The following is a 12,674-nucleotide window of genomic DNA, read 5'->3' on the forward strand; positions in this document are numbered from 1 at the left end:
GGCAGTGATCGCCCTGAATGATTTGGGCCTGACTGATTTGAGCCTGTATGATTTGGCCACGCACGAGACCTGCCAAAATTCGACCGAGATGCCGAAGACGACCTGCTTTGCCTATTCGGCGATCCTGCACCCATTACCGATGCCATGAAGGCCTCCCCCGGTCTGGTATCGGCGCGGTTTGCGCCCTGCCTGGTCGGGTGTGGTTTAAACAACCGACTCCGACCGGGAGTTGAAACGTACGCCCCTTTGTCAAATCTACCAAACGCAAAAGTGTCATTATTTTTTGTCGTCAAGATAGATTGACACTTTCACCAATGAAGGCGTACTCTTCTTGGACAGACAGATAAGGTGACCACACACCATGCAAGGGGATGCATTCCATACCGGCCCTACCGGACCTACAAACCGCAAAGGCGGTAACGGGACTATTGTAGGTGCTGGGGCCGCAAAAGCGGGTGGGACACTCTACACCCCTGAAGAGCGCGAACGCCGCGACTCGACCCGTTGGACACTGGTGCAAGGGCTGCTTGCTCCTTTCCAGTTTGTCGTATTCCTGGTCAGTCTGGTGCTGGTGGTGCGTTATCTGGCAATAGGTGAAGGCGCTTGGGCTGCTGATGCATCGATCGTGGCCAAGACTGTCACCCTCTATGTGATCATGATTACCGGCTCGATCTGGGAAAAAGTCGTCTTTGGCAAGTGGCTGTTTGTTCCGGCCTTCTTCTGGGAAGACGTGTTTTCCATGCTCGTTTTGGCGCTGCACACGGCCTATCTGGTCATGTTGTTCGGCGGATATGGCACGGTGGAGCAGCGTATGTTCGTCGCCCTGGCAGGCTACGGCACGTACCTGATCAACGCTGGGCAATTTCTGCTGAAGCTTCGCGCAGCAAGGCTTCAAGCAACACCTTCACAAACCCTTCCGATCCAAATGGCGGTGTCAGCATGACAACAGACGTGCTCATCCCCGCCCAAGGTGCTGATTGCGCGCCGGTATTGCGCGAACGCGGGCAGCGCGAAGTGTTCTGCGGACTGACCGGAATCATCTGGCTGCACCGCAAGATGCAGGATGCGTTCTTCCTTGTCGTCGGCTCACGCACTTGTGCGCATCTGCTGCAATCAGCCGCTGGCGTGATGATTTTTGCCGAGCCGCGCTTTGCCACGGCCATCATGGAAGAGCGCGATCTGGCAGGCTTGGTCGATTGCCATGACGAGCTGGACCGGATTGTGGACCGGCTGCTGAAGCGCCGCCCCGATATCCGCACGCTGTTCCTTGTCGGCTCGTGCCCTTCGGAAGTCATCAAGCTGGACCTGCACAAGGCCGCACAACGACTCGACGCCCTGTCTGGTCCGCACACGCGCATCCTAAACTATTCGGGCAGCGGCATCGAAACGACCTTCACCGAAGGTGAGGATGCCTGTCTTGCCACGCTGGTGCCGGAAATGCCGGCACCCCCGGTGGGATCGGCGCCTAACCTTCTGATTGTCGGCGCTTTGCCTGATATCGTTGAAGACCAATTCATGCGTCTGTTTGCGGAATTGGGCATCACCAATGTGGGCTGTTTGCCCGCCCGCAAAGTGGCCGATCTGCCAGCCATTGGTCCGCAAACGATGTATCTGCTGGCCCAGCCTTTCCTTGGCGCAACCGCAATGGCGCTGGAAGATCGCGGTGCCACGCGGCTGGATGCGCTGTTCCCGTTTGGCGCAGAAGGCACGACCGACTGGTTGCGCGCCGCCGCTGATGCCTTTGGCATTGATCGCATGCACTTCAACCGCGTGATTGCACCGGGGCGTGAACGCGCCAAGCGTGCGATCGAGCACAGCCGCGAACGGTTAACCGGCAAACGCATCACTTTCCTGCCCGATTCACAGCTGGAAGTGCCGCTGGCGCGGTTCTTGTCGAACGAATTGGGCATGATTCCTGTTGAAGTGGGAACACCTTATCTACACCGTGACCATACTGCGCGCGAAGTGGCGCTGCTCCCTTCAGGTACGCGGATCAGCGAAGGTCAGCATCTGGATCGTCAGTTGGACCGGGTGCGTGCCGATCGCCCTGATCTGACCGTCTGCGGCCTGGGGCTTGCCAATCCGCTGGAAGCCGAAGGCCTTTCCACCAAGTGGGCCATCGAACTGGTCTTCTCGCCCATCCATGGCTTTGAGCAGGCAGGTGATCTTGCCGAGCTCTTTGCCCGTCCGCTTCGGCGGCGCGACATTTTGAAGGTCTAGGCGATGCAACTGGCAGTCTGGACATATGAAGGCCCGCCCCACGTAGGCGCGATGCGCGTGGCAACGGCGATGGAGGGCATGCATTATGTGCTCCATGCGCCGCAGGGCGATACATACGCCGACCTGCTGTTCACGATGATCGAGCGGCGCGCCAAGCGCCCGCCTGTAACTTACACCACCTTTCAGGCCCGCGATCTGGGCAAAGACACCGCCTCGCTGTTTCAGGATGCAGTGCGCGATGCGGTGAAGCACTTCCGCCCGCAAGCGTTGATGGTTGGGGCTTCTTGCACAGCCGAACTGATCCAGGACGATCCCGCAGGCCTTGCCGAGGCGATGGATCTGCCCTGCCCGGTCATACCGCTGGAGTTGCCAAGCTACCAGCGCAAGGAAAACTGGGGCGCTGCCGAAACATTCTATCAAATCGTGCGCAAGCTGGTTGATAAAGACCTGCGCCCTGCCCCACGTGAAGGCCGCCAGCCGCTGGTCAACATTCTGGGTCCAACCGCGCTGGGCTTCCGTCATCGCGACGATCTGGTTGAGGTGGGCAAAATCCTTGATGCGCTGGGCATTGCAGTCAATGTTGTCGCGCCGCTAGGCGCGACACCTGCTGATATCGGCCGGCTCGGGGCTGCTGATTTCAACATCGTGATGTACCCCGAAATCGGCGACGAGGCATCACGCTGGCTTGAGCGCACCTTGAAACAGCCTGCCGTGCGCATCGTTCCGATTGGCGTTGGCGCAACACGTGAATTCATCGCTGAAGTCGCGGCGCTAGCCGGTGTTGATCCGGCCCCTGCCCTTGCCGACAATGCATCGCGCATGCCGTGGTGGAGCCGCTCGGTGGATTCGACCTACCTGACGGGCAAGCGCGTTTTCATCTTTGGCGATGGCACGCATGCGGTTGCCGCAGCGCGAATCGCAGCTGAGGAACTGGGCTTCGAGGTCTGCGGCCTTGGCTGCTATAATCGCGAATTTGCCCGCGATGTTCGCGCGGCCGCTGCGCGTTATGGCGTTGAGGCGCTGATCACCGATGATCACCTTGCGGTTGAAGATGCCATTGCCGCTGCCACCCCCGAACTGGTGCTGGGCACGCAGATGGAGCGGCATATCTCGAAGCGGCTGGGCCTGCCCTGCGCGGTAATCTCGTCCCCCGTCCACGTGCAGGATTTTCCCGCGCGCCACAGCCCGCAAATGGGCTTTGAAGGCGCGAACGTGATATTTGACAGTTGGGTTCACCCGCTGGTTATGGGCCTTGAAGAGCATCTCTTGACGATGTTCCGCGATGACTTTGAATTTTCCGATGAAGCCGGCGCATCGCACCTTCATCGCACGATGCCAAAACCTGCGGACGAGGCCCAGCCGGTTGGCACTCCGGCGCTTGCTGCTGCCTCTGCATCGGCAGAATTGACACCAGATCTCGACACACCTTCAACCATTCCGCCTGCCCAAGGGACTGCTGCATGGACCACTGAGGCCGAACGTGAACTGAGGAAGATACCCTTCTTCGTTCGCGGAAAAGCCCGGCGCAACACAGAACACTTCGCTTTGGCACAGGGCCGGGCGCAAATTGACCTGGCCACCCTCTATGACGCCAAAGCCCATTATGCCCGTTGATATTGCCCCTCCGGTCCGCGTTGCGATCGTGACGCTGGACAATCACCTCAAAGGTGCGGTTGAGCGTGCTGAAGAGCAACTTGGCGCGGCCAATATCACGATCTCGCTGCATGCAGCGACCGATTGGGACCAGCATGCACATAAGCTTGAAATCACAAAAAAGGCGGTCGCCAACGCAGACATCGTAATCGTCACGATGATGTTCCTGGACGATCACATCCGGGCCATTCTTCCAACCCTCGAAGAGCGCCGCGAAGCATGCGACGCGATGGTTTGCCTGATGTCTGCCGGTGAGGTCGTCCGCCTTACCCGCATGGGCAATTACCGGATGGATGCCCCCGCCAAGGGTCCGATGGCCATGCTCAAGAAGCTGCGCGGATCAGGCAAACCGGGCTCCAATTCCGGCGCGGGCCAGATGCGCATGCTGCGCCGTTTGCCAAAGATCCTGCGCTTTATACCGGGCACCGCTCAAGACGTTCGCGCCTATTTCCTGACATTGCAGTATTGGTTGGCAGGATCAGACGAAAACGTCGTGGCAATGACCCGCGCGTTGATTGATCGCTACGCTGCCGGAGACCGGCTGGCCCGGCGCGGCAAAACTAGCGCTGCGGCACCGCGCGCTTATCCTGAAGTCGGCGTTTATCATCCTCGCGCCGCAGAAAAGCTTGCGGAAAGTCTCCAGTTTCTGCCCAAAAACAACGGTGCCAAAGGTACGGTCGGCATCCTTTTGCTGCGTTCTTATCTCGTCAGCAATGATGCCGGTCATTACAACGGCGTGATCTCGACGATGGAAAACGCAGGGCTGCAAGTCATCCCTGCATTTGCCAACGGACTGGATTCACGTCCGGCCATCGAAAAATTCTTCATGAAAGATGGCAAGCCAACGGTTGATGCGGTTGTTTCGCTGACAGGTTTCTCGCTGGTGGGTGGCCCGGCCTACAACGATGCCAAGGCCGCTGAGGACATGCTCGCCAAGCTTGATGTGCCTTACATTGCAGCACATCCGCTTGAGTTCCAGACGTTAGAAAAATGGGGGGCGAGCAGACAAGGTTTGCTGCCTCTGGAATCCACGATCATGGTTTCCATCCCCGAACTGGATGGATCGATCCTGCCAACCGTGTTTGGCGGGCGCTCGGATGGTTCGGGTAATGCCTGCACGGGCTGCGAACGCGGTTGCGTGTTTGAACAAGCCGGCCCCGTCAACGAAATGCAAGCCTGCATCGAGCGCGCCGAGGCCTTGTCGGCCAAAGTGGTAAAATTGATCGCATTGCGCCGCGAAGAACGCGCTGCCCGCAAGATTGCGATCACGATTTTCAATTTCCCGCCCAATGCCGGGGCAACCGGATCGGCTGCGTTCCTTGCCGTCTTTGAATCGCTTTACGCAACGCTGCGTCGCTTTGCCGCTGAAGGTTACACTGTCGAAGTTCCCGAAAGCGTCGATGCGCTTCGCGACAGCATTCTGAAAGGCAATGCCGAACGCTACGGTGCGGATGCAAATGTGGCCTTCCGGATCAGCGCCGACGATCATGTGCGCCGCGAACGGCATTTGTCGCAGATTGAAGCCCAGTGGGGTCCAGCCCCGGGCAAGGTGCAATCCGATGGTTCGCATATCCATGTGCTTGGTGCGATGTTTGGCAACGTGTTCATCGGGGTGCAGCCCACATTCGGTTACGAAGGTGACCCGATGCGGCTCCTGTTCGACGGTGATTTTGCGCCGACCCATGCGTTTTCAGCCTACTATCGCTGGATCCGTGAAGACTTTGGCGCGCATGCGGTGCTTCACTTCGGAACCCATGGCGCGCTTGAATTCATGCCCGGCAAACAAGTCGGCCTGACCGGCAGTTGCTGGCCCGAACGCCTGCTGGGCGATCTGCCAAACTTCTATCTTTATGCCTCCAACAATCCCTCGGAAGGCGTGATTGCCAAGCGCCGCTCGGGTGCAACGCTGATCAGCTACCTCACGCCTCCGCTTTCGCGCGCCGGACTCTACAAAGGCTTTTCGGACCTCAAGGTGAGCGTGGAGCGCTGGCGCAGTGCAGACGATGGCAAAGAGCGCGATGCGCTGGCCGCGATGATCATCGATCAGTGTGCCGCTCTTGATATCGAATCCGGCGATATGGAGCAGTTGGGCGCGCAGCTTTATGAGCTGGAGCGTGCACTCATTCCAAACGGTCTGCATGTCTTTGGCCAGCCCGCCGTTGGCCAAGAGCGTGAAGAACTGCTTGACGCGATGGTCGAGGCCGATCCTTCAGGCAACCGGGCAGCGCTTGCAGCCGCGTTTGATGGCTGTGACGAACTGGGCGCTTTGCTGCATGCTTTGGATGGCGGTTACGTTCTGCCCGCTCCAGGCGGCGATATTCTTGCCAACCCTGCCGTGCTGCCAACCGGGCGCAATATCCACGGCTTTGATCCCTTCCGCATCCCCAGCCTTTTTGCCTGTGATCAGGGCCGCGAGCAGGCCGAACGGCTGATCGCCCGCCACATTGGCAGCGGCAAGCCGTCTCCTGAAAGCCTAGCGATTGTGCTTTGGGGCACAGACAACATGAAAAGCGAAGGCGCGCAGATTGCCCAAGCGATGCATCTGTTGGGCGCCCGTCCGCGGATGGACAGCTATGGCCGGTTGGCCGGTGCCGAACTGATCCCGCTCGACGAACTCGGTCGGCCGCGTATTGATGTCGTCATCACGCTGTCGGGCATCTTCCGCGATCTTCTGCCCTTGCAAACGCGGATGCTGGCCGAGGCTGCATTGCTGGCCGCCAGTGCGGATGAAGCGCTCGACCAGAACTTTGTGCGCAAGCACAGCCTTGCCTATCAGGCCGAGCACGATTGCGACCTTGTAACAGCATCGCTGCGCGTATTCTCGAATGCCGAAGGCGCCTATGGTGCCAACGTCAACCAGATGATCGATAGCGGCGTATGGAACGATCCGGCTGAACTTGCCGAAGCATTCGAGACCAAAAAGGGCTATGCTTATGGCGTTCAAGGCACGCCGGTTCCGCAACGCGACCTGATGCGCAGTGCGCTTAAAGATGTAGATTTCGTTTTCCAGAACCTTGAAAGCGTCGAAGTCGGCATCACCGATCTTGACCAGTACGTCGATGGCCTGGGCGGTATCAGCCGGTCCATCACCAAGGCGAAGGGTGGCGTCCAGGCCCCTGTCTATATCGTGGATGCCACGCAGGGCAGCACCAAAGTCCGCACGCTGGGTGAACAGATCGATCTGGAAACCCGCAGCCGCACACTGAACCCGAAATGGTACGAAGGCATGCTCAAGCACGGCTTCGAAGGTGTCCGCAACATCGAGTTGCATGTGACCAACACGGTCGGCTGGTCCGCTACGACGGGCGAGGTCGCACCATGGGTTTACCAGCAGATCAGCGAGACCTTCGTGCTCGATCCTGAAATGCGCGCCCGCCTCTCGAAACTGAATCCCAAAAGCTCTGCACGTGTTGCTGGCCGCTTGCTTGAAGCCTGCGATCGCAAGCTTTGGGAACCAAACAACGAAACCCTGCAAGCCCTGCGCATTGCCAATGATGAACTCGAGGACCGCCTCGAGGGCGTGTTCGCGGGCCAATAAGGAGAATGACATGAACCTTCTGGATCCCCGCGCACGCTTTAGCCCTCCTGATGGCGAAGGTTCGGTGCAAGTCGAACTGGACCCGCAGGACCAGATCAAAGGCGCCAAGGTTTTTGCCGTTTATGGCAAAGGCGGAATCGGCAAGTCGACCACCTCCTCCAATCTTTCCGCCGCGTTTTCCAAACTGGGCCATCGCGTGCTCCAGATCGGGTGCGATCCCAAGCATGACTCGACCTTCACACTCACCAAGTCGCTGATTCCGACGGTGATCGACGTGCTGGAAGGCGTGGAATTCCACGCCGAGGAACTGCGGCCCGAAGATTACGTCGTTGAAGGCTACAATGGCGTGATGTGCATTGAAGCGGGCGGGCCACCTGCGGGCACGGGCTGCGGCGGCTATGTCGTTGGGCAAACAGTCAAGCTGCTGAAACAGCACCACTTGCTGGAAGATACCGACGTGGTGATCTTCGATGTGCTGGGCGATGTGGTGTGCGGTGGCTTTGCCGCGCCGCTGCAACATGCCGAGCGCGCGCTGGTGGTTGCCGCAAACGATTTCGATTCCATCTTCGCGATGAACCGGATTGTTGCTGCCATCGGTGCCAAAGCCAAGAATTACAACGTGCGGCTGGCAGGCGTCATCGCCAACCGCTCTGCTGCCACCGACGAAATCGACCGTTTCAGCGAAGCGATCGGCATGAAGCGTCTGGCGCACTTCAAGGATCTTGATGCGATCCGTCGCAGCCGGTTGAAGAAGTGCACTCTGTTCGAAATGGACGATTCACCCGAGGTTATCGCCGCCCAGCTTGAATATCTGCGCCTTGCCCAGTTGCTGTGGGACGGCGTTGATCCTCTTGCGGCCATGGCAATGAAAGATCGCGATATCTTCGATTTTCTGGGGTTTGAATGATGGCAACGCAAGCATCTTATCATCCGCAAACAACCCGTTACGATATGCAGCGCGAAAAGCTGGCTGCTTATTTCGATGGCACGGCGCGCAAGGCTTGGATCGATCTGACCTCTGACGTGAAAGTTAGCGGAATTCGCGCAACGGTGCGCGCAGGCCGTGATGCCATGCGCGCACAATTGCTCGATTGGCTGCCTGAGGATTTGCGCCGCACCAATCTGCTGGATGCCGGTTGCGGCACGGGCTCGCTCAGCGTCGAGGCCGCGTGCCGCGGCGCGGTTGTCACTGCAATTGATGTGGCCGGTGGGCTGGTCGATATCGCGCGCGAACGCGCGCCATCCTATCTTGGGCATGGCCGGATTGATTGGCGTGTCGGCGATATGCTTGACCCGACGCTTGGCGAGTTCCACCATATCGTCGCGATGGATTCTTTGATCCATTACACCGCAGCAGACATCGTCGACACGCTTACCGCCCTGTCCCAGCGGTGCCATGGTTCGATCCTTTTCACCTTCGCACCTTACACGCCGCTGCTTGGCGCTATGAACAACCTTGGCAAAGTGTTCCCGCGATCAGACCGCTCGCCTGCCATCATTCCCGTTTCGGAAGACAATCTGCGCCAGCGTCTGTCAGCGCTGAAGGGCTGGGACATTGGTCGCAGCGGCCGGATCTCAAGCGGCTTTTACAAATCACATGCTATGGAACTGGTGAAGCGCTGATGCCAACGCGGGAAGCCTTTGCTGTTAAATGGAGCCGGGTCGCGCTGACCTGGTTGCCATTTGCAGACGCGGCCAGCGCGCAAATTCCGTTGTCGCGCTTGTTGCGCCTGTCATTGTTCCAAGTCAGCGTCGGCATGGTCATGGTGCTGCTCAACGGCACGCTCAACCGGGTTATGATCGTTGAATTGGGCATTCCGGCATGGCTCGTTGCGCTAATGATCGGCATTCCGCTGCTGGTTGCGCCGTTCCGCGCGATGATCGGCCATCGGTCAGATATCCATCGCTCTGTGCTGGGTTGGCGGCGGGTGCCTTTCATCTGGTTTGGCACGCTGATGCAGTTCGGCGGACTTGCGATCATGCCATTTGCCCTGCTGCTGATGACCCAGTCAGATTCGTTTACGGTGGGCACCTTTGCCAGCGTCGTTGCCTTTTTGCTGGCTGGCACGGGGATGCACGTGACGCAAACCGCAGGCCTTGCGTTGGCGCAGGATCTGGTCCCAGAAGACCGCCGCCCGCGCGCCGTCGCGCTGCTCTATCTCGCGCTGCTTGTTGGCATGATGGTCTCATCGCTGATTATCGGCAGCATTCTTGCAGACTTCACCCCGACCCGGTTGGTGCAGGTGATTCAATCTGCTGCGGTTCTCACTTTCTTGCTAAACCTCGTCGCGCTGTGGCAGCAGGAGGCGCGCAGCCCCGCCATTGCCTCAGCATTGACCCCTCGCCCGCCATTCTCGCAGGTCTGGGCGCAGTTTATGTCTGAGCCGATTACATTGCGCCTGCTTTGCGCATTGGGCCTCGGATCGATTGCTTTTGCAATGCAAGATGCCCTGCTTGAACCATATGGTGGCGAGATCCTTGGCCTATCTGTTGGCGCAACCACAAGATTAACCGGCGCTTGGGCACTCGGCGCGATGGCGAGCTTTGCCCTTGCCGGTCGCTGGTTGGATAATGGCACCGACAGCCTGCGAATCGCAGGCTTCGGCGTCGTCATCGGAATCATGGCATTCCTGTTGATCGTCTTTGCAGCTCCTCTTGATAGCGCTGTTGCATTGGCACTGGGTTCAATGGGGATTGGCGCAGGTGCCGGGATGTTTTCGGTCGGCACGCTCACTGCGGCCATGGCGCTTGCTCGCCATGATACCGCTGGCCTTGCGCTTGGAGCATGGGGCGCAGTGCAAACCACATCTGCCGGCGTCGCCATCGGCATGGGCGGCATTTTGCGTGATCTGGTTTCAAATCTGGCCGTGTCAGATGGGCTTGGTCAAACCTTGGCGCACCGCTCCACCGGCTACGCCACAATTTACATAATCGAAATTTGTCTGCTTCTTGCCACGCTTGTCGTGCTTGGTCCGCTTGTCGGTCAAAGCCCGCTGACAAAGCCAGCAGCCGGCACAGGCTTCGGCCTGACAGAGTTTCCCACATGAGACACCGGGAAGGATACTGCGATGACTAATGGCAATATTGTAGGCACGATTGATGCAGCCGAGCTGGCACTCGGCACCTTTGCTCTGTTTTTCCTTTTGCTCGTGGTGTGGCTACGACGCGAAGACAGGCGGGAGGGATACCCCCTTGAAGATTCATTAACGGGACGCCCGGAATCTGAAGGCGGCCCGATCAGCACCGCTTCGGCCAAGACTTTCATCCTGCCGTTCGGCAAGGGCAAAGTCTCGTTCCCGACATGGGACCGTGAGCCTGTGAATATTGCAGCCAAGCGCCGCGAAAACTTCGGTGGGGCACCTTATACGCCCCAAGGCGATGTTTTTGCAGCAGGCGTTGGCCCGGGCTCCTACGCCAACCGTGCAAAATTCGCCGATCTTGATGCACACGGCAATCCGCGCATCATTCCCATAGGCGATCTTGCGGGCATGAATGTGGCACCTGCCAGCACAGACCCCCGGGGCCTGCCGGTTTATGGCGCTGACAATGCCAAGGCTGGCGTTGTGACCGACCTCTGGGTTGACCGCGCTGAAAGCGTAATCCGGTATCTCACAATCGATACTGGCAGCACCACAATTCTGGCCCCGATGGCGATGGCGATTGTCCGCAAGGACCGCGTCATCCTGAACGCTGTAAACGCGGCTGACTTTGCAGGCGCTCCGGTTCCTGCCGCGGCGGGCGAGATCACGCGCTATGAAGAAGAGCGCATCGTTGCCTACTTCGGCACCGGCTATCTTTACGCCAACGCCGACCGGATGGAGCCACTGATATGACCGAATATGATCATGAGCCGATCCGGGGCCTTCCCGGTGATCTTCCGGCTGGCGAAGAGATCCTGTGGCAAGCATCGCCCGATTGGCGCACATTTGCCCGCAGCGCACTCTATACCCGCTATGTAGCTGGATATTTTGCCATCCTCGCCTTGTTCGGCATCCTCAGCGGCAGCATCTTTGGTGCAGTGACCAGCGTTGTTGCAGGCGTAATTGTGCACGCATTGCTAGTGCTCTTCGCCGTGCAGATCGGGCGAACGACAGTCTATACAATCACCAACCGGCGCGTTGTGTTGCGCATTGGCGTTGCTTTGAACAAGTGCATTAACCTGCCACTTCGTCAGATCGCTTCTGCCAATCTACGGCCCCAACCCGAAGGCCGGGGCGACATTGCGCTGACCCTTCTGGGCAAGCACAACCTTGGCTATGCCGTGCTGTGGCCCCATGCCCGGCCGATGCACTTTGCCCGGCCGCAACCAATGCTGCGGGCGCTCCCCGATGCTGCACATGCTGCAAATATTCTTGCCCGCGCCTGCGCCGCCCTTACCCCGGTAGAGATAGCCGCCAATGCACCTCAAGCTCAGGCTGCACTCTCCAAACCTGCACAGGGCCGCACTCAACCAGTGCCGGCTATGGCAAACGCGTTTCACGGGGTTCCAGCATGAGCCTAGTCCACGATCATGAAACCACAGTATCCCGGCCAATCTTGTTGCTTGCCGGGGGGCTGGTTGCGATCACGCTGCTGCTGACTGCATCTGTTTCGTTCGGGCTGGTTCCTCGCGAAGCGGTGCCATCAGTTGTTCGCGCGCAAGAAGGCATTGTGGCGATTGAAACACGGAACTTGTCATTCGCCGATCGTGCAGATGGCGCTGTCGCGGTGATTGATGCCGATACCAAGGAAACACTGGCAGTACTGCTGGGTGAAAACGATGGCGGCGGGTTCATTCGCGGCGTCATGCGCGGCCTTGCGCGCGAACGCCGGATGCACGGCCTTGGAGCGCAGGCCCCATTTTCATTGACACATTGGCAGAATGGCGCGCTATCGTTGGTTGACACAGGCACGGGTCGCTCGATCGAACTTGGATCATTTGGTCCGCAAAACCGCGCTGCTTTTGCCCGTTTCCTGAAAAGCGCCCGCACATGATGCAAGCCCGCGCCTTTGACGTGCCGTGCCGCATTGCCATTGAGCAGAGCGAGGAACACTTCCACGCGCACGTCGAACTGGCTGATAATATTGCGATCTATCCGGGCGACCGGGTGCGCGTGCATGGTGATCCCATTCGCATATCTTTTGGGCAAAGCGTGGTATTTGATCGCGTCGCCACGGTTGTACGCGCCGGACCATTGCTGCGGGCTTGGACCCGATTGGTCGCTTATTTCGACCTTGCCGAACTTTATGAAGTCAGTTTCAATCCTGGGAGCCTGAAATGAAC

At 58.8% G+C, this 12,674-nt stretch carries 12 protein-coding genes; all 12 read left to right on the forward strand.

Features of this window, described 5'->3' with window-relative positions:
• Positions 1-4: 4 nt before the first annotated feature.
• Entirely contained in the window at positions 5-148 is a 144-nt protein-coding gene (locus IP81_RS20025; RefSeq protein ID WP_157573051.1) for a hypothetical protein, read from the forward strand.
• A gap of 213 nt (positions 149-361) precedes the next feature.
• Positions 362-943 carry a 2-vinyl bacteriochlorophyllide hydratase gene (gene bchF / locus IP81_RS02690; protein ID WP_082355912.1) on the forward strand — a complete coding sequence of 194 codons (582 nt, stop codon included), beginning with the start codon at positions 362-364 and terminating at the stop codon, positions 941-943.
• Entirely contained in the window at positions 940-2,220 is a 1,281-nt protein-coding gene (locus tag IP81_RS02695) for a ferredoxin:protochlorophyllide reductase (ATP-dependent) subunit N (RefSeq protein WP_054106417.1), read from the forward strand. The genes bchF and IP81_RS02695 overlap by 4 nt, the downstream gene beginning before the upstream one ends.
• A 3-nt stretch (positions 2,221-2,223) precedes the next feature.
• Positions 2,224-3,834 (forward strand): ferredoxin:protochlorophyllide reductase (ATP-dependent) subunit B, encoded by a 1,611-nt coding sequence (bchB, locus tag IP81_RS02700; RefSeq protein ID WP_054106418.1) that lies wholly within the window; start codon positions 2,224-2,226, stop codon positions 3,832-3,834.
• Positions 3,806-7,411, forward strand: coding sequence for a magnesium chelatase subunit H (locus tag IP81_RS02705; RefSeq protein ID WP_157573052.1), 3,606 nt, complete (start codon positions 3,806-3,808; stop codon positions 7,409-7,411). The genes bchB and IP81_RS02705 overlap by 29 nt, the downstream gene beginning before the upstream one ends.
• 10 nt (positions 7,412-7,421) lie before the next feature.
• Positions 7,422-8,318, forward strand: a complete 897-nt coding sequence (gene bchL, locus IP81_RS02710; protein ID WP_054106420.1) for a ferredoxin:protochlorophyllide reductase (ATP-dependent) iron-sulfur ATP-binding protein — start codon at positions 7,422-7,424, stop codon at positions 8,316-8,318.
• Positions 8,318-9,034, forward strand: coding sequence for a magnesium protoporphyrin IX methyltransferase (gene bchM / locus IP81_RS02715; protein ID WP_054106421.1), 717 nt, complete (start codon positions 8,318-8,320; stop codon positions 9,032-9,034). The genes bchL and bchM overlap by 1 nt, the downstream gene beginning before the upstream one ends.
• Entirely contained in the window at positions 9,034-10,458 is a 1,425-nt protein-coding gene (locus IP81_RS02720; protein ID WP_054106422.1) for a BCD family MFS transporter, read from the forward strand. The genes bchM and IP81_RS02720 overlap by 1 nt, the downstream gene beginning before the upstream one ends.
• A gap of 21 nt (positions 10,459-10,479) precedes the next feature.
• Positions 10,480-11,244, forward strand: a complete 765-nt coding sequence (puhA, locus tag IP81_RS02725; protein WP_054106423.1) for a photosynthetic reaction center subunit H — start codon at positions 10,480-10,482, stop codon at positions 11,242-11,244.
• The gene (puhB, locus tag IP81_RS02730; protein WP_082355913.1) at positions 11,241-11,906 is read left to right on the forward strand and encodes a photosynthetic complex putative assembly protein PuhB; all 666 of its coding nucleotides are present in this window, start codon (positions 11,241-11,243) and stop codon (positions 11,904-11,906) included. The genes puhA and puhB overlap by 4 nt, the downstream gene beginning before the upstream one ends.
• Entirely contained in the window at positions 11,903-12,385 is a 483-nt protein-coding gene (gene puhC, locus IP81_RS02735) for a photosynthetic complex assembly protein PuhC (protein WP_054106424.1), read from the forward strand. Before puhB ends, puhC begins: the two co-directional genes overlap by 4 nt.
• Positions 12,382-12,672, forward strand: a complete 291-nt coding sequence (locus IP81_RS02740; RefSeq protein WP_054106425.1) for a hypothetical protein — start codon at positions 12,382-12,384, stop codon at positions 12,670-12,672. The genes puhC and IP81_RS02740 overlap by 4 nt, the downstream gene beginning before the upstream one ends.
• Positions 12,673-12,674 lie beyond the last annotated feature (2 nt).

The sequence above is a fragment of the Novosphingobium sp. AAP83 genome (genome assembly GCF_001295795.1).
GTDB lineage: Bacteria > Pseudomonadota > Alphaproteobacteria > Sphingomonadales > Sphingomonadaceae > Novosphingobium.